Source organism: Kiloniella sp. (genome assembly GCF_048259265.1).
In the GTDB taxonomy this organism is placed as follows: domain Bacteria; phylum Pseudomonadota; class Alphaproteobacteria; order Kiloniellales; family Kiloniellaceae; genus Kiloniella.
The window spans coordinates 39,290-56,858 of sequence record NZ_JBLXHT010000002.1 but is presented as its reverse complement, the minus strand read 5'-3'; the positions used below and the strand labels follow the sequence as shown (position 1 = coordinate 56,858).

Genomic DNA, 17,569 nt, shown 5'->3' with positions numbered 1-17,569 from the left:
TTAACGCCCCCCAGCCAGCTGTTTTTCCGGGCGAGGATTTGCATCATCCGACCCTAAGTTTTCAATGTTAAGCGTGGTAACAATTCGCTGCTTCGTTCCATCCTGAAAATGGATAACCGTATCAATATCAACATGGTCATCATCAGAATAGAGACGGTCAATAATATCGCCGTATTTATCAGCAATCACACCGCGGCGTACTTTTCTTGTCCGTGTGAGTTCGCCATCGTCCGCATCCAGTTCTTTGTACAACAGCAAGAATTTTTTGATCTGTTGCGCAGGCGGCAGAGTGGCATTTACCATCTCAACTTCTTTACGCAGCTGTTCATAAACAGCTGATTGTGCAGATAGGTCTGTATAGGTCGTAAAGCGAAGGCGTCGCTTTTCAGCCCATTTTGAAACGATAGGATAACGAATACAAATTATCGCAGTCAGATAGGGTTTATCTGCACCAAGAATAACAGCTTCAGCAACATACGTTGAAAATTTGAGTTTATTTTCAATATATTGTGGCGAAAACTTCACACCAGATATTGTACTTGCCAAATCTTTAATTCGGTCAATAACAACCAAATGCCCGTCATCATTAAAGTAACCAGCATCCCCTGTTAGGAACCAACCATCGTCTCCGAATGTTTCTTTACTGGCCACTTCATTCTTGTAATAGCCACTCATCATATTGCCGTGATTAACGCATATTTCACCTAGACCCTCTTTATCCGGATTATCAATCCGGAGCTCCACCCCAGGCATTGGTGAGCCAACTGACTCGTGATTTACATCATCGGCCTTATGAATAGTGTGCGCCCCCAGTGCTTCAGTCTGCCCGTAAAGCTGGCGCAAAGGAATTCCCATCGAGAGGAAGAACTTGAAAGTATCCGGCCCCATCGCTGCGCCACCTGTCGCGGCCGATTTCAGATTTTTAAAGCCGAGACGATCCCGCAAGGCACGCATCAACAACCATTCCGCAGCAAAAGATTCTTGTCCTTTTTCAAATGCTTCCAAAGCTTTTTTCGTGCCCCAGTCGTACATTTTTTGTTTCCAAGGACTTGAATCCATCATCCTTGCCCGGACATCCGCCGCAATTGTTTCCCAAACCCGAGGAGCCAGAAGAACAAAACTTGGCCCCACTTCCCGCAAGTCCGCCATCACTGTCGATTGCTCTTCCGGGAAGTTAACTTTCATACGAGAGATTAGATTCCAAGCCACTGAATACATTTGCTCCATCACCCAACTCAAAGGAAGAACAGCAAGGTATTCATCTTCAGAAGTCTTAGGATCTGCGCGTAGATAAGACGCAGCATGCCCAATAAATGCCTTGTGTGGCCACATTGACAGTTTAGGATTGGATGTTGTTCCCGATGTTGTGCAGAGTATCGCAACATCATCTTGGTCTGTGGCGTTAATTAAATGATCATAGGCATTGCTATCTTTATCCAGCGATGCTTGCCCAAGTTTTTCAAGGGCGTCCAATGATATCAACCGAGGATCATCATATTTACGCATTCCCCTAGGATCTGTGTAGATGATATGTTTGATAGAAGGAATGCGGTCTTCAAGATTAAGAAACTTATCAACCTGCTCTTCATCTTCAGCGATAACAACCTTGGGCTCAGTATAGTCAGTTAGATAAGCAATTTCATCTTCCAGCGCATCCCGGTAAATACCCATGCTCATCGCACGACAAGCATGTGCTGAAATTTCTCCCCAGACCCACTCGACCCTGTTATCGCCTATCAGGACAACGGTGTCTCCTTGCCCTACCCCCAATTCAGCCATGCCAAGAGCCATACGCCCGACATGATCATTAAACTCTTTCCAAGTGAAACGGTTCCAAATTCCAAATTCTTTTTCTCGTTGCGCGACTTCGTCTGGATAATGAGCAGCATTATAGGCAAGAATTTTAGGAAGTGTGTCGTAAAGCTCGACATCAACCTGACCAGAAGCCGTTGTGTTCCAGGCAATATCATTTCCGACAATAACGTGCGCATTGCCGACAACACTTAGGTTTGGCTTTTTCTCGTTGTTACTCATAATGCGACTGCCTCTGCTTCTTCATCATGGAGCAAATCATCTTCTTCTCCTAAATAAGCATGCTTAACATGTTCATTTTCCATGACTTCATCTGGCAAGCCCTCAGCAATCTTCTTGCCGAAATCCAGCACCATCACACGGTTTGATATGTCCATGACGACCCCCATGTCATGTTCAATCATGACAACGGTGACACCTAGCTCTTCGTTAAGATCAAGAATATAGCGGGCCATATCCTCTTTTTCTTCAAGGTTCATACCCGCCATGGGTTCATCCAGAAGAATAAGGTCTGGATTAATCGCAATCGCCCGCGCAAGTTCTACACGCTTTCGCAAGCCATAGGACAAAGTACCCGCGGGCTCATTTCTCACATGCTGAATTTCTAGGAAATCAATTATATCTTCAACATCACGACGATGGCTCAGTTCTTCTTTTCGCGCCCCGCCAATCCAATAGAGCATACCTGTAAAGAAGTTATTCTTAAGAAGGTGATGACGCCCCACCATGATATTATCGAGAACAGACATATGGCTAAAAAGTGCCAAGTTCTGAAAGGTTCGGCCAATCCCCATAGCGGCACGATCATTAATTGATCGCCCGATAAGGTTTCTACCATTGTAGATAATTTCACCTTCTTGGGGTTTGTATCGTCCAGAAATGCAATTAAGCATAGAGGTTTTGCCCGCACCATTCGGCCCGATGATAGAGAAGACTTCTCCCTTGCGGACAGAAAAACTCACATCTGTTAAAGCCCGAATTCCGCCGAAGCGAAGGTTAATACCATTCGCCTCGAGCAACATGTCGCCCGATTGAACCAAACAACTTCTCCCTGTCCGCGACAAAAAATGCCACTATCCTACTGGCATCAACCGAGACACCCATTCATTCCGTGAATGAGGAACTCATTGATACACCGCTCTATGATCACAAAGGATCACGTCTCATCCTATTGAACAGGTTTATTTTTTTATTTCATCCAAGCGTTGTGATGCCACAGCGGTTACTCTTGCCATTTCAGAGAGAATTTCATCAATATCTTCTCTCTTTTCAACAAGCTTGGAACGATGTCTAGCAATACACTCGAGCAAACGTTGAATTTGACCACTTTCACCGGGTTCCAAATCATACATTTCGATGATTTCGCGAATTTCGGCCAAGGAAAATCCTAAGCGTTTACCACGCAAGATTAGTACTAATCTTGCCCTGTCACGCGAAGTGTATAACCTTTTCCGCCCTTCCCGGTGTGGGTTGAGTAAATTCTTGCCTTCGTAGAACCTCAAGGTTCGGGTTGTAATCCCAAACTCATGTGTAAGTTCCGTAATGCTATACAAGCCCTGTTCATTCATACTTTATCTTTGTAACATCTTACGTAAAGGTCAATTAATTTTTTTATCTATCAAATACATCTCCAAAGTTAGGAACCGATATCCTTACGTCACCATCTTCGTCATCACCAAGATAACCATTTGATAATATTAAAAAAATTTAATCCTAACGATAATATCGAGTTACTACACCAGAATAATGACATCTGCTTATTTGCAGATAAACGAATAATTTCGCATCTATGATCTGCAAAATAGCAGACTCAAGTTTTGTTTATGAATAAAAACTCATCATAAACCTATTAAACTCAACAAAAATCACCCCTATCAACTTCACAAATTTTATTGAATTTGTAATTTTATTACCTAAGATTCCCATCAAAAATGCCCCTCAAAGAAAAATGGACAGAAGTCAGATTACAAATGAGATCTGCCTTCCATCCATTTTTAACCATCCAATATTTTAGTTTTTCAACCCAACCCTTCTACCCAAAATGCTCTTGCCGAAATGGCCACTTTGGTGGATCGGGGTCTGCAGGCAATCCAATGTCTTCACGAATTGACGCGGGAAGATCCTCAATATCAACAGCTGTAACTCTTGCCTTAAGGCGAGAAAGAATACGATTGAATAGCTTGATAACTCTAGCCATGACTTACTCCATAATTGTAAGCACGACTGTCGGCATTTAATAGTTACTCGTGTAACACCCAAAATTTGAACATGAATCTATCGGCAAAAGGCACTGTAAGACCAGCCCCCTTATATCTTCGCCGAATATTGGAAAAGCTATTTCAGAGCGATCAATCAGACAGCACATAGTTCATGGTTGCGAAAACACAAATCACATGCCCATGAAGGCCAAACATCAAGAATTAAACAAATTATGGATGAATAGGTGAAATACTATTTTTCAGACAGTCAGTGCCGAAAAGGTGTGGCACTCGGTGGATTTATGATTGGGTGCATCCACGAAATGCTGATCGAAAAACACGAGTAACATAAGCTCGGAGAGAACGATTCCCGAACACGCTCGTGCGGATATATGCAGAGGTGATAATACGGGTCATAAATCGTTCCTTGTTAAAGCTTAAAGTAGTTCACAAAAAACAAATACTCGTCCGAGCTTTTTTTGCCAAGTTCAAAATAGCTTGCAAAAATAATTACCAGGTGACAGTTGCGTAATAGCAACACATACTGTTGCCGTTTTTACACACCCCCTAAATTTAACCAAACATCTCTAACCTGTTTGCCAAGCATAAACTCTAAGGTCAGCACTCTACATTCGGATTTTTTTGTCGCCATTCTTTGGGGCTTTGCCCTGTCACCCGCTTAAACTCGCGGTTAAAATTCGACTTTGTCTGGAACCCGGACTCAAACATAATATTTGTGATGGTCTCATTCGTTTCAACAAGACGGCGGCAAACCTCGGCAATTCTGTATCCATTAACAAACTGGGAGACATTTTGCCCCTTTAGGCGATTGATGGCTCCGGATATACGCCGGGAAGTAATACCGCTTTTACGGGCAAGTCGATCCAAACTCAAATCATAGTCCTGATAAACAGTCTTGCTTTCAAGCAGTTGTTCTAATTTGGCCAGAACTTCGCGATCTTCCGGTTCTATAGCACGATCAACATTAGCGTCTTCAATTTCCTGCTCTGTTACAGGTTTCCCAACCACAGAAGCAGCTATGCCTAAAATCAACAAGGCAGGCACATTCGCCAAAGAGACAACTAATCCTGAAAGTTGGCCATCCATGAACCGAAAGTCATAGGAAATAAAGATATCAACACCGGCAAAAACAATCAGAATAATTGACGTCACCCAAAGGGCAAGATGAGTGCGCGGCGCTTCGGACAATCGAACAGTGTTCAGACGATCAGGCCCAGACAGCGCTAACCTAAGCAGCGCCAGACCATAAAACAAATAGATCGCAATCAAAGCGATATCGATTGGATCAGGCCACACTTCAACCAGCACAACAACCAAAAGAGCCGGCAAGAGGTGACACCAATCCTTGGAAAGCGAAATTTCGCCCTCCTCACGAATAAAGCTTCGGAAACTCAACCAAGCCAAAGACGCCCAACCCGCAGCAAAAATGGATTGCAGAGGCAAGGTAATCAACACCCCATACCCCCACCTTATCCCAATCAGTACAGAAAGTATTGCATAGAGAATAATCAACGCTTGAAAAGGGCGACTTTCTCGCAAGGCACCGCCACTCACGATTCCTTGGGCCAGGAAAATAAGTAGCAACAAAGCGACAACAAAAGACACAGGAATGAAAAGCATAAGGCCTGATAAAAAGAGTTAACTGGACTGAGACTGTAAATAGATACAGCAGGAAAGTCATACAGATTATGACTAAATCGCGATTGAGAACGACCTACATCACGTTTCAGGTCTTAATCTTTAAGATACACAGTCAAAGACAAAGGGTAGCCCTATCCCCACTTCATCAAATTGATTAAAGGTATGAAACATTGAAAGCCCTGTTTTTTCTGACAAGTGTTATATTCGCGTTAAACACGCAATACGCTCTCGCCACAGGTTTCCAGCTAATATTCGTCACCGACCCCGACGATAAAACCATCGAAGTTGGTATCTGGTATCCAAGTAATAGCGCAGCCCCAGATAAAGCCAACACCCCCTTTCGTCAGGCTCTTGCCCTTAATGGAACGATAAAAAAAGGCCCCCATCCGTTAATCCTGCTCTCACACGGTTATGGCGGATGGATGGGGGGGCACGCCAGCACGGCGAAGTCTCTTGCTGAAGCAGGTTATATTGCAGCAGCGCCAACCCATACTGGAAATAATTATGAAGATGAGAGCTATCCCCCGCAACGTTGGATGCTGGATCGCCCGCGCCACATAAAACTTACAATTGATCACTTACTCGGTAAATGGACAGACAAGACAGCTATTGATCCGTCCAGAATTGGTATTTTCGGGTTTTCAGCAGGAGGTTACACAGCACTTGTTTCTAGCGGTGGGGTGCCAAACATTCAAAAACTTCTTACTCATTGCAAAAATTATCCGTCAGAGGTTGCCTGTAACCTAGGAACGAATAACAATGTCGCCATTACTGACCTCTCAAAACGACCAACAAAAGACTGGAACCACGATCCAAGAATATCTGCTGCTGTTGTCGTCGCCCCGGGGTTTGGTTTTTCCTTTGATAAATCTTCACTAGAAAAAGTCACTCTGCCTCTTCAACTTTGGTCGGGAACAAAAGATTTGAATGTTCCAACAAAAACCAATTCCGATGTAATCTTCAAATCTCTTCCCAAAGCGGCAGAGTATCATCTCGTTGAAGATGCCGGGCACTTTGCATTTCTCTCCCCCTGTAATCCTTTAATGGAAAAACATAACCCAAGAGTTTGGAATATGGTATGTGTCGATGCTCCCACCTTTAATAGAAAAGAGTTTCAAGAAAAGTTTAATGAAAAAGTGATCAAATTTTTCAACAAAAACCTGCCCGCAAGATAAAGGTGTCATTGCATTTTACAAAAAATGCCTCTTATCTATACGACCAACCATTCAAGACGAATTAAAAATAAGAGTAAGAGCAAATGCAGTCCAAAACCTTATCCGGGTTCACCCAGTCCTTTGTACAAGTAAATGGAGTGACGTTAAGTGTTCACACTGCGGGCACAGGTAAGCCTTTGCTCTTCCTCCACGGCTATCCGCAAACCCATGCGACCTGGGGGAAAGTCGCCCCGGTCTTTGCACAAAAATTTCAGTGTATTATTCCCGATCTGCGCGGCTATGGGGAAAGTAGCATTCCCGTAACGGATAGTGAGCACAGCCCCTATTCCAAACGTACCATGGCTCAAGACATGATCGAGCTTATGAACCATTTTGGTCATAAACGCTTTTCAGCCATTGGTCACGACAGAGGAGCAAGAGTTTCCTATCGTATGGCGTTGGATCATCCTGAAAAAATAGAAAAAATGGCTATCATTGAAGTCGTTCCTACTGTCGAGATGTGGGGGCGATTCAATGCTGAGATGGCACTTAAGGCTTATCATTGGACTTTCCTAGCGCAACCTGCACCGCTACCAGAAAACATGATAAAAGCAGATCCTATCACCTATCTCGAGTGGACACTTAAAAGTTGGACCCAGGAAAATTCACTCAATGTGTTCACCCCGGAAGCCCTTGAGAGCTATAGGGAACAATTTAAAGATCCCAATCACCTGCACGCCCTCTGTGAGGATTACCGCGCAGGGGCTACCCTTGACCGGCAGCACGACGAAGAGAGCAGAAAAAATGGTGACAAAATAAAAGCCCCTCTCTTCTTTCTTTGGGCACATAAGGGATTTCCTGCCAAAACAGGAAATCCGCTTGGTTTGTGGCAAAGCTGGGCTGAAAATGTCCAAGGTCATGCTATTGATTGCGGGCATTTTGCCCAAGAAGAAAACCCCCGAGCAGTTACAGAACACCTTATTCCTTTTTTTGAGTAACCATTCCCCACGCCCTTAAATTGCAATAATTAAGAACGGGATTCTTTTAAAATCCCACCAAATCTATCTATTGGTAGATAATTAAATTGACAAATCTTTTAACATTCCCATTTAATAAAAACACATTATCTACCTACAGATAGATTGGATAAATAAATGACTGATACTGTGGCAATAATTATTGGCGGTTCAAGTGGTATGGGCAAAGCGGTTGCGCAAGCTTTAAGAAACAAAGGGCAGAACTTGGTTCTTGTTGGTCGAGACCCTACAAAACTTGAAACAGTCAAATCTGAATTACAGCAAAATGGATCAGAGCAGATCGACATACATGCCGTTGATCTTCAAAACTCGGGGCAAGTTGAACGATTCATTTCTACAATCAAAGCTGAAAAGCGCTATATATCACAGCTCGTCAATGCCGCAGGAACCTTCAAACCCGTAGCTTTTCTAGATCATGGACATAGCGATTTTGATAGCTATCATGAGTTAAACAAAAGCCTGTTTTTCATAACACAAGCAGTTACAAATAATATGAAAAAACATAAAGGGGGCGCAATTGTAAACATCGGATCAATGTGGGCAAAGCAAGCTATAAAAGCCACTCCCTCGTCCGCTTACTCTATGGCAAAAGCTGGCTTACATTCATTAACACAGCATCTGGCCATGGAGCTTGCCGAATTCAACATCCGGGTAAATGCTGTTTCACCAGCTGTTGTTGTGACCCCGATTTTGAATCTTTTATCGAGCCAGATCAAATTGAAGACACACTCACCGGTGGTTTCAACAATTTCCACCCAATTGGCCGCGTGGGCAGGCCAAACGACATTGCGGAAATAATAAGCTTCTTGCTCTCGGATGCAGCATCATGGGTTACAGGTGCCATCTGGGATACTGACGGTGGTGTAATGGCTGGCCGTAATTAACCTAGGGAACAGTTGTGCAGGAACAGGTTTTGATTAATTCTTCAAATGGCACCTAAAGCCTGTTTCTCACATCTAATCTATACTTTGCAATCGGCATACATTCTTGATTATAAAAAATTCAAAACCGAAAGCTGCTCATGAATAAAACTCCCCTTATAATCATTGGCGGAGGTTTAAGCGGGTTATACCTTGCCTATCGCCTAGCAAAAGTTGGGAAAGATTTTTTGCTTCTTGAGGCACGTAACCGTTTGGGAGGGCGCATAAAAACTTCCGACGCGCACGATCTAGGACCGACCTGGTTCTGGCCTGGTCAACAGCAAATGATAAAGCTGTCTCAAGAACTGGATTGTCAGATATTCGAACAACAAAATACTGGCGACATACTCTACGAAGATCCCAATGTATTTTCGGAACGCCTTCCCGGAAACCAGTATCAAATGACTTCATATCGAATTCAGGGTGGAATATCTAGTTTAATAGATAAACTACAGGCACAGGTTCCCTCTTCTACTATTCTCCTGAATCACAAGGTAACTTCCGTCAAGAATCAAGATAACGACGTAAAAATAGACGCACAGAATAACGGCAACGACATCAGCTTTACATGTGACAACCTTGTTTTTGCACTCCCGCCCCGTCTTATTGAAGATAAGATACGGTTTTCACCAGACTTAAGTGATCGTATTCGCAATGACATGCGTGCCATTCCAACATGGATGGCAGGGAACGCCAAAGCCCTCATTCGTTTCCAGCGCCCATTTTGGAGAGAGCATAATCTCTCGGGTCAGGCCTTTAGCCGCATTGGTCCCATGATGGAAATCCACGATGCTTCCTCACCTGATCACAACTACGCGCTTTTTGGCTTTCTTGGTGGATCTGGAGCACAAAGGAAAAATTTGGGCACGGCACATTTAAAACACCAGATAGAGGAACAAATCCAGCGCCTATTTGGTCCCGAAGCGCCGACACCTCTTGAAATTACGATCAAGGATTGGGCCCAAGACCCATTTACAGCAACAATAGAAGACATCGAACCACTCCAGTCTCATCCTCAATACAGACATCCAGAAAGCATGCAGAATATTTGGCAGGGACAGATAGAATTTATCGGAAGTGAGCTTGCCTCTTCTGAAGGCGGGTATCTCGAAGGTGCATTGATTTCAGCCAAAGAGACCATGGATAAAATTTCTACTAAATGGCTTAATAAATAACAACTTAGGCGAGATGACCTGCATCCCGCCTAAACACCTAAAACCCATTACAGATACGATGATAAGATCACTTTTGAGCTTCTGTGATTTTCTTCTTTTGCTCTCTGACCAATTGCTTTTCTTCGCGGCGTTTTTCTATAAGGGAGGCAACCTCGCCCCCGATATGATCAATCCCGCGCTTTTCAGAGAGTTCGATTTGCTTCTCACGCTCTTCAAAACGTTTTAACTGCTCGTCAGTCAAGCTCTCGTAGCAATGGTGACAAGAAACACCTTTGCGATAATGTTCACTTTGCTTGTCTTCTTCCGTAATTGGCATGCGACAGGCAAAACACTGATCATATACACCCTTTTCCAAGTTGTGCTTCACAGCAACACGACTATCAAAGACAAAGCACTCACCTTCCCACAAAGACTCCTCTTCTGGTACTTCTTCCAGATACTTCAGAATCCCGCCTTCAAGATGATAAACATCTTTAAAGCCCTGCTCTTTCAAGTAGGCCGTTGATTTTTCGCAACGAATACCTCCCGTACAAAACATGGCAACTTTTTTGTCCTTTGCGTCTTCAAGGTTTTCCGCAACATAGGCCGGGAACTCTCTGAAGGTTGCAGTATTGGGATCAATGGCATTTTTAAAAGTCCCTATACCAACTTCATAATCATTGCGGGTATCAACCAAAACCACATCAGGATCTGAAATCAATGCGTTCCAATCCTGCGGTTTGACATAGGTGCCAACGATCTGGTTCGGATCAATGCCCTCAACCCCCATGGTAACAATCTCTTTTTTGAGCTTTACCTTGGTGCGATGGAACGGCATTTCATCGTGATAGGACTCCTTGGTCACGACATTCTTTAATCGCTCATCAGCGCGAATATAAGAGTGAAGCGCGTCAATTCCCTCTTGGGATGATGCGACAGTGCCATTAATACCTTCGCGTGCAAGTAACAATGTCCCTTTGACATCGTGTTGCACCATAAAATGATGAAGTGGTTCACGAAGACTCTCAAAGTCTTCCAAAACGGCAAAGTGATACAGTGCCGAAACAACAATCTTTGACATTCTCTTTCCTTGTGCGGGCTGGAACGTAAAACCAGAGCTACAATATGTGGCGGCTATATATCAAAGGCGTATAAAAACATCAAGAACATGCGACATCATGGCAGAGTTGCGATATCCCTTTGCCAGTCCCCTCTTTTGGTAAAGCACGCTGGGGTACATTCCGATCAGATTGTGTCGAGCTTATATTTCTTAAAAACAGCGCCCTCCAATTCAATCTCTTCAATGAATTCTGCACCAAGTCTCCTAAGAGCAGCCGTTTTTGTTCGAGATAATGGCAGTAAAAACGTCACGAAGGGAATACGACTGTCTGCTTTTGCAAACGCGAGTGCTTTTCTCGTTATTCTTTGTCCAAGCCCAAAACATTCAGGTTTTAAAACCAACCCAAAATCCCATTCGCTGCCTTCTTTTTGAAATCCGCCCCAACCAACATAGGCGCCTTTATGAAATATTGCCCAATGACCAAGTCCATCCCGCCCCCAGCACTCTTCTTTGGCCTCAATGAATTTAATAAGAGCCTGCTTATCCCACGTGAATGTGAGTAAGGGCATATGCTCTGCAACACGGGGATCGGACATATGAGACATAATCTCATCTTCTGGAATATCACGTAATTGCCCAAAGTTAATTTGATCCTCGAGTTGATTAACTCGCTGATCTTTAGATTTTCTACACATTACAGTCTGAACTACTCCATTAATTTGAAACCACATAAATTGCATCTATAGGCAGGGTGCCAAACCGAATTAACTGCGATGGAACCAGATTCATTGCAACTAACCTGCAATCATCATTTTCAGCCCACTTTATTTGCGAATATAAGTTGGGCCGTCAATAAACTCGTAAACACTAACCTATTTTTGATTCAGATACCTGGACACTATTACTGGACACAAAACCCTAAATATTCTGTTTTAATGTCCAAGTTTCTAGAGCATCAAAAAAACGACGCTCCCATTGACAACCTTAATAATACAAAAGATTGCGCATCAAGCTACCTTACATAGTGTTTGATTTATTTCCTAAACTACCGTAAACACCCCAAACCGATCATGGGCCGCTAAAGTTCTCGTTCAACTAGACTGGTCGCTAGTTCTCTTAAATCACTGCGTAACATAGCTTCTTTATCTTCCAAGAATTTCTCTTGGGAAACTATATTCCCTGTTATTGTCATCGCCAGTTCGGTCATCGCCACAACATAAGCTTCTTCCTGTCGTCTGCATGCGGAAATAACATACTTAGTCGCCCTCCCAACGGTCAGGTCACTAAAACTGTAACTCGCCGTATAATTCTCTACCTGATGGAGAATGCAGGTTCGGTATTTTTCATTTCCAGTATCGGCCTCTTGAAGAGCATGTCCCAAACCACACCCGGTCACGATAAAGAGTGGCAGTGCAACTGCAATTTTCCTGATCATAACGTATTCCTCATTGATACGATGACAAACTTGAAAAGCCATTACCAAATTCAAAACTCATTCGACGATAATTCGCTCGATTGTTTTTCCTGATTAAATAGGCACCGGGGGTGAAGAACGCATGTTCGTGATTAATCGTAAAATTATAATTTCTGCAACTAGCATATTTAGAAGCCAGCAAAGCATCATAAAGACATCTCTCTGCAAACCTGCGGGTTCAGTACCCAAGATGACAATCCATCCTATTCCAAATAAAGCTTGCGTCGAGGCACCCTGACCAATGGCATAAGCTCTAAGCATTAAAGCCCCGTGTTTACAAAAGTTGCGCGCTCTAATAGCCAAGACCGCCCACCCAATCAATCCAATCATAAAGAAACCCACGATGATCCGGACAGAGAATAAGAGGCTTCCTTGCAGGGCGCTAGGGAAAGAGAAAAAACAGGTCATCCACAATCCAGAGATCGCAGATACACATCCGGCAATGACCAAGATGCGACCCATCGCACGATGTGTCGACGGATGATGTCGTCTAATACTTGGCAAAAACTGGATCGCGCCTGCGACGCAGAATACAAAACTCCCCATGACATGAGAAATAACTGGTATCGGATTAGCCAAGGCGCGTGGGTTTTTAGGTATCAGGGCCGGGCCACCGGCAAGCTCAAGAATCCTGATCATCCCCCCAAAAGTAGGAATAAACGTGTAGACAACAATGAAAATTAATATTGCCCATTCGCGTATGGTTAGCACGTTTCTCATATTTCCCTACTTTGGATTTGAGTCCGGAGAATGCCAAAAGGGCTAATACAGATACTCCGGAATTGAACGGCTACCGTGCTAGCCAACAATGGCTTCTTCTCAGCTATTCGGCTCCAAATTTCTGTTTGACCTCTCATGTCCATATCCTTTTTTAGAATGATGTGTGCACCTTATATATATTCATAATCGATTTAGGAATTGGCAAATTTTGCACTTATGATATACAAATATGAATGAAGAATAGAACTTCCGCATTCGATTGGTCTCAAGCGCAAGCGTTTTTAGCGACGGTTGAAACGGGCTCATTCTCCGGCGCGGCGACCCGCTTAGGTTTGTCCCAACCCACAGTTGGACGACATGTTGCTGCGTTAGAGAGCGACCTCGGCCTCTTACTCTTTGATCGAGTTGGAAAATCCTTGGTACTGACTGACAACGGGCATGCGATGATTCAGCATGTAAAAGCCATGAAGGACGCGGCGGACCAACTCAGTCTTTCAGCGTTAGGGCAAGATAAAACAATCGCTGGACCTGTAAGTGTTACCGCAAGCGATGTATTCTGTACCTATATCCTTCCTCCAATCATAGAGAGTATTCGATTGACTTATCCCGAAGTTCAGATCGAAGTCGTCTCATCCAACGAAGTGCAAGACTTACGTCGACGCGATGCTGATATCGCGATCCGCAACGTCGAACCCAGACATCCCGATTTGTATGCAAAGCGGTTACGAACAACGCAAGGAAAACTCTATGGCGCGACCTCTTATCTTGACTGGCTTGGCCGCCCTGCGACGATCAAAGATTTCAGCGAGAGCACAACCTTTATAGGCGACACTTCTGGACGTGCTCTTCAAATGCTAACAACGATGGACGTTCCCCTAAACCCTGAGCAATTCAGCGTCATTGCAAACAGCGGTGTCGCTATGTGGGAGTTGGTCAAGCGTGGGGTCGGACTTGCCGTGATGTTCAAAGACCTTGGGGATATCACCTCCGAAGTCGAGGTCGTTCTACCAAATGAAATCTCGGTCGATGTCCCAGTCTGGCTTGTTTCGCATCGCGAGCTCAAAACCAATGCACGGATTCGTGCAATCTTCGATATTCTTTCAGGAGAATTGGCTGCCTGAGCTACAAACAGGCAGCTTCAATGGGCTGCATGCCTAGACCGTTCATGGCACGAAGCGTGCTGATATCATGACCCATTGTATATTCATACTTAAAGTGGTCTGAAAATAATGATTGCAGGTTAGTTGCAATTAATCTGGTTTCAAAAAGCCGATAAGTGCAATTTTAAGCTCGGATGATTACAGTTCGTTACGCCTAATTAAGGAACCCTCCGAAGCTTTGATTTTTTTCAAAAACAACAGCAGTGCCGGTAGGTTGCGTACAATTGACGGATATCTGCGAGATGCTATCAACCTGATCATTAAATTGACGTTTTGTTGAAGTGAAGAAACGAGAAAGAATAAAAGTCCGGCGTTGCCCTTTTTGAAAAGCGACGCGTTCAGGTTCGTACCAAAACCCACTTACCCCGTTAATAAGAACCACACAATCAGAAAGTGGTTCACTGTTCGTGCTTTTGATAACAACACTTGTTCGGCTAAGAGACACAAGCTCCATATCGAAATCACCCGTCATGTCTTCGCACCCCACAAGGAGTAAACAGGGTAAGAAGGCCATACAGAACAATCGGAACAGACACATCTTCATTCTTCGACACCCAAAGCATACAAAGTACTCTCAGTGTAAGAAGACAAAGCTAATCTTCGATTAACTAACGATCAAACGATTGTATTTTCTTAAACTCATTTCAGAAAACCTAAAGACCCTTGGTTTGTTTCAAAAACCAACGCAGACCCAAGTGGTTTCTTACAACTGACAGAAACCTGGGAAATTTTATCTACTCTATAGTCAAATTGGCGCTTACCAACACTATAGAACCGAGCGAGAGAAAAGGTGCGGCTCTCCCCTTTATTAAATTCTGATCTTTCTGGCTCATGCCAAAACCCATTTGCACCGTTTAATAGAACAACACACCCTTCAAGCTTTCGGGTGTCCAGATTTTTCACCCCTATGTTTGTTCTACTTAAACTCATCATTTTCATTTCGAAGGCATCGCCATTCTCTTTACACCCCAAAAGAAGTGCAAGGACAAAAAGGACCGCTACCGATTTTGATATTTCCCCCAATCTACCCCCCTTACGCACACAACCATTACTCAATAAACAAAAGATAGGAAAAACGACAGAAACTGTTTATTCTAATATCGTTAACAAGATGCAAAGCTTTGGAATCTTTTAAGAACTTTAACAAAGATTTTTTCAATGAATTTACGCCAGATGTTACCGTCAGACCACTCTGCACTAATAGAACTTTTTAAGGAAACGCCTGGTGTTACGTTACGGGATGCTGATTCGTACCCCGCAACAGAACGTTATCTGGAGCGAAATCCCGAACTTAATTTTGTAATTGAAGATAAAGAAATTATTATTGCTTGCGTCATGTGTGGCCACGATGGTCGTAGAGGATATCTACAACACCTCGTTGTAAAGCCAAATTACAGAAAATTAGGATTAGGTCAGAAGCTTTTCAAGGAATGTCTCTCTAGACTCTCAGAAATTGGCATCGATAAAACACATATTTTTGTCTTCAAAGACAATGGAATTGCCAATGACTTCTGGCAATCAAAAGGCTGGATATTAAGAGAAGACGTTAATCTCTATTCCTACACATCCTCCAACAGCACAAATGCCTGATCGCACAGCCAGACAGTACGTACTACTTTATTGATAAATTAACAAACCTTGAAAATAACAAAATTCTCCAAACGTTTAGATATCCATTTTTTAAAGTGACAAATTTTAACATTAAAAACTTGCTTGCATTTAATATTTCTATTATTCTTGAAATATGGAAACATCGAATGCACTCATGATCTTCTCCGCAATGAGCCAACCTGTAAGGCTTGATATGGTTCGCATACTCATCAAGGCTGGGGATAGCGGTCTGTTGGCTGGTGAGATCAGTCAAGCGCTTGATATCCGCCCGAATACTGCATCAACAAATTTATCGATCTTAGTAAGCTCGCAATTACTACGTAAAGAACGGCAAGGACGCACGATAAGATACTTTGTCGACTTTGAAGCAATAAAAAATCTTCTCACCTTCCTGATGGAGGATTGTTGCGGAGGCAATCCTGAACTTTGCCAATCTGTTATCGATAAAGTTGCCTGTGATAACTAAACGGGCTCGACACCTTCACTGAACCACACACAGTCCACAAAGTGAGAAAATAGGTATAAAATGTCAACAGAGAATAACGGTATCGGAATTTTCGAAAAATGGCTTTCCCTATGGGTTACTTTGTCAATAATACTCGGCATTGTTCTCGGCCAAACTTGGCCTGAGATCTTCAACCTTCTGACCTCATTCGAATATGCGCATGTTAACTTTGTCATTGCGGCATTGATATGGGCCATGGTCTATCCAATGATGGTATCAGTAGATTTTGGCAGTATCCGGTATGTCGCAAAGCAACCCAAAGGCCTTTTCATTACTTTGGTTGTAAACTGGTTGATAAAACCCTTCACAATGGCGGCTCTTGGCGTTTTCTTTTTTAAATTCCTGTTTATAGACCTAATCGCAGCACCAGATGCAGATTCATATGTCGCCGGGTTAATATTATTGGGTGCAGCCCCGTGCACTGCAATGGTCTTTGTTTGGTCGCATCTCACCCGAGGTGACGCGAACTATACATTAGTACAGGTCAGTATAAATGATCTGGTCATGATCTTTGCTTATGCCCCCATAGTCGCCTTACTTTTAGGGGTAACAGATATCCCCGTTCCATGGGGCACTTTAATCCTCAGCGTTATTTTGTATGTCATCGTCCCCTTGACGGCAGGAATTATAACCCGAAAAATTCTGCTCAACGCAAATAAAACGGACGAAGCGGTTTCAAATTTCACCGCAACACTAAAGCCCTTTTCAATATTAGGTCTTTTAGCCACTGTCGTTCTTCTTTTTGGCTTTCAGGGCAATGTAATATTAGCAAACCCAACTCTAATAATTATTATAGCCATACCTCTATTGCTCCAGTCATACGGCATTTTCGTAATCGCCTATTTTGCGGCCTGGTTTATGAAAGTTCCCTTTCGGATCGCAGCCCCCTGCGCCCTTATCGGAACATCAAACTTTTTTGAACTTGCCGTAGCTGTTGCCATTGGCTTATTCGGGCTCAATTCAGGAGCAGCCCTGACAACCGTTGTCGGTGTACTCGTAGAAGTCCCGGTTATGTTATCTTTAGTTGCCCTTGCCAATAAAACCCAAGCCTATTTCCCCAGAAAATAAACAAAAATAACTCGTACTGAAATCAGTTAACAAG

20 protein-coding genes are annotated in these 17,569 nt (G+C 43.4%); 9 read left to right on the top strand and 11 right to left on the bottom strand.

The window, feature by feature from the left end; genetic code table 11:
- From ACN0QW_RS03500 to ACN0QW_RS03480, 5 genes are all read right to left on the bottom strand, one after another.
- Positions 1 to 2,034: an AMP-binding protein gene (locus ACN0QW_RS03500; protein ID WP_417428812.1), complete on the bottom strand. Its 2,034-nt coding sequence runs from the start codon at positions 2,032 to 2,034 to the stop codon at positions 1 to 3.
- A complete protein-coding gene (locus ACN0QW_RS03495) occupies positions 2,031 to 2,834 on the bottom strand; it encodes an ABC transporter ATP-binding protein (protein ID WP_417429651.1) in 804 nt (267 codons plus the stop codon). Before ACN0QW_RS03495 ends, ACN0QW_RS03500 begins: the two co-directional genes overlap by 4 nt.
- A 159-nt stretch (positions 2,835 to 2,993) precedes the next feature.
- Positions 2,994 to 3,380, bottom strand: coding sequence for a MerR family transcriptional regulator (locus tag ACN0QW_RS03490; protein WP_299374607.1), 387 nt, complete (start codon positions 3,378 to 3,380; stop codon positions 2,994 to 2,996).
- A gap of 464 nt (positions 3,381 to 3,844) precedes the next feature.
- Positions 3,845 to 4,009, bottom strand: a complete 165-nt coding sequence (locus ACN0QW_RS03485; protein WP_417428809.1) for a hypothetical protein — start codon at positions 4,007 to 4,009, stop codon at positions 3,845 to 3,847.
- 619 nt (positions 4,010 to 4,628) lie between these two features.
- The gene (locus ACN0QW_RS03480) at positions 4,629 to 5,651 is read right to left on the bottom strand and encodes a helix-turn-helix domain-containing protein (protein WP_417428807.1); all 1,023 of its coding nucleotides are present in this window, start codon (positions 5,649 to 5,651) and stop codon (positions 4,629 to 4,631) included.
- A 191-nt stretch (positions 5,652 to 5,842) separates the two neighbouring features.
- Here ACN0QW_RS03480 and ACN0QW_RS03475 point away from each other — a divergent pair, with 191 nt between their 5' ends.
- From ACN0QW_RS03475 to ACN0QW_RS03455, 5 genes are all read left to right on the top strand, one after another.
- A complete protein-coding gene (locus ACN0QW_RS03475; RefSeq protein ID WP_417428805.1) occupies positions 5,843 to 6,847 on the top strand; it encodes an alpha/beta hydrolase family protein in 1,005 nt (334 codons plus the stop codon).
- A gap of 83 nt (positions 6,848 to 6,930) precedes the next feature.
- On the top strand, positions 6,931 to 7,824 hold the full coding sequence (locus ACN0QW_RS03470; RefSeq protein WP_417428803.1) for an alpha/beta fold hydrolase: 894 nt from the start codon (positions 6,931 to 6,933) through the stop codon (positions 7,822 to 7,824).
- Between the two features lie 156 nt (positions 7,825 to 7,980).
- Entirely contained in the window at positions 7,981 to 8,661 is a 681-nt protein-coding gene (locus ACN0QW_RS03465) for an SDR family NAD(P)-dependent oxidoreductase (protein ID WP_417428801.1), read from the top strand.
- Complete coding sequence (locus tag ACN0QW_RS03460) at positions 8,631 to 8,747, top strand: SDR family oxidoreductase (RefSeq protein WP_417428799.1); 117 nt, start codon at positions 8,631 to 8,633, stop codon at positions 8,745 to 8,747. Before ACN0QW_RS03465 ends, ACN0QW_RS03460 begins: the two co-directional genes overlap by 31 nt.
- A gap of 137 nt (positions 8,748 to 8,884) precedes the next feature.
- Positions 8,885 to 9,958, top strand: coding sequence for a flavin monoamine oxidase family protein (locus tag ACN0QW_RS03455; protein ID WP_417428797.1), 1,074 nt, complete (start codon positions 8,885 to 8,887; stop codon positions 9,956 to 9,958).
- A gap of 67 nt (positions 9,959 to 10,025) precedes the next feature.
- Here ACN0QW_RS03455 and ACN0QW_RS03450 read toward each other — a convergent pair whose 3' ends face one another.
- From ACN0QW_RS03450 to ACN0QW_RS03435, 4 genes are all read right to left on the bottom strand, one after another.
- The gene (locus tag ACN0QW_RS03450; RefSeq protein ID WP_417428795.1) at positions 10,026 to 11,018 is read right to left on the bottom strand and encodes a rhodanese-related sulfurtransferase; all 993 of its coding nucleotides are present in this window, start codon (positions 11,016 to 11,018) and stop codon (positions 10,026 to 10,028) included.
- Positions 11,019 to 11,182: 164 nt separating this feature from the next.
- Positions 11,183 to 11,692: a GNAT family N-acetyltransferase gene (locus tag ACN0QW_RS03445; RefSeq protein ID WP_299380012.1), complete on the bottom strand. Its 510-nt coding sequence runs from the start codon at positions 11,690 to 11,692 to the stop codon at positions 11,183 to 11,185.
- Positions 11,693 to 12,075: 383 nt separating this feature from the next.
- Positions 12,076 to 12,432 (bottom strand): hypothetical protein, encoded by a 357-nt coding sequence (locus ACN0QW_RS03440; RefSeq protein WP_417428793.1) that lies wholly within the window; start codon positions 12,430 to 12,432, stop codon positions 12,076 to 12,078.
- Positions 12,433 to 12,525: 93 nt separating this feature from the next.
- Positions 12,526 to 13,182, bottom strand: coding sequence for a DUF2306 domain-containing protein (locus tag ACN0QW_RS03435; RefSeq protein ID WP_417428791.1), 657 nt, complete (start codon positions 13,180 to 13,182; stop codon positions 12,526 to 12,528).
- Positions 13,183 to 13,424: 242 nt separating this feature from the next.
- Between ACN0QW_RS03435 and ACN0QW_RS03430 the strand changes: the two genes are divergently transcribed.
- A complete protein-coding gene (locus tag ACN0QW_RS03430; protein ID WP_417428789.1) occupies positions 13,425 to 14,312 on the top strand; it encodes a LysR family transcriptional regulator in 888 nt (295 codons plus the stop codon).
- Positions 14,313 to 14,505: 193 nt separating this feature from the next.
- Here the strand turns inward: ACN0QW_RS03430 and ACN0QW_RS03425 are convergent, their stop codons facing one another.
- Both ACN0QW_RS03425 and ACN0QW_RS03420 read right to left on the bottom strand, forming a co-directional pair.
- A complete protein-coding gene (locus ACN0QW_RS03425) occupies positions 14,506 to 14,895 on the bottom strand; it encodes a hypothetical protein (protein ID WP_417428787.1) in 390 nt (129 codons plus the stop codon).
- A gap of 95 nt (positions 14,896 to 14,990) precedes the next feature.
- Positions 14,991 to 15,374 (bottom strand): hypothetical protein, encoded by a 384-nt coding sequence (locus ACN0QW_RS03420; RefSeq protein ID WP_417428785.1) that lies wholly within the window; start codon positions 15,372 to 15,374, stop codon positions 14,991 to 14,993.
- A gap of 135 nt (positions 15,375 to 15,509) precedes the next feature.
- On the opposite strand from ACN0QW_RS03420, the gene ACN0QW_RS03415 reads away from it, so the two are divergent.
- From ACN0QW_RS03415 to arsB, 3 genes are all read left to right on the top strand, one after another.
- On the top strand, positions 15,510 to 15,941 hold the full coding sequence (locus tag ACN0QW_RS03415) for a GNAT family N-acetyltransferase (protein WP_417428783.1): 432 nt from the start codon (positions 15,510 to 15,512) through the stop codon (positions 15,939 to 15,941).
- A gap of 190 nt (positions 15,942 to 16,131) precedes the next feature.
- The gene (locus tag ACN0QW_RS03410) at positions 16,132 to 16,428 is read left to right on the top strand and encodes an ArsR/SmtB family transcription factor (protein ID WP_417428781.1); all 297 of its coding nucleotides are present in this window, start codon (positions 16,132 to 16,134) and stop codon (positions 16,426 to 16,428) included.
- Between the two features lie 60 nt (positions 16,429 to 16,488).
- Positions 16,489 to 17,535 carry an ACR3 family arsenite efflux transporter gene (gene arsB / locus ACN0QW_RS03405; RefSeq protein WP_417428779.1) on the top strand — a complete coding sequence of 349 codons (1,047 nt, stop codon included), beginning with the start codon at positions 16,489 to 16,491 and terminating at the stop codon, positions 17,533 to 17,535.
- Positions 17,536 to 17,569: the final 34 nt, after the last annotated feature.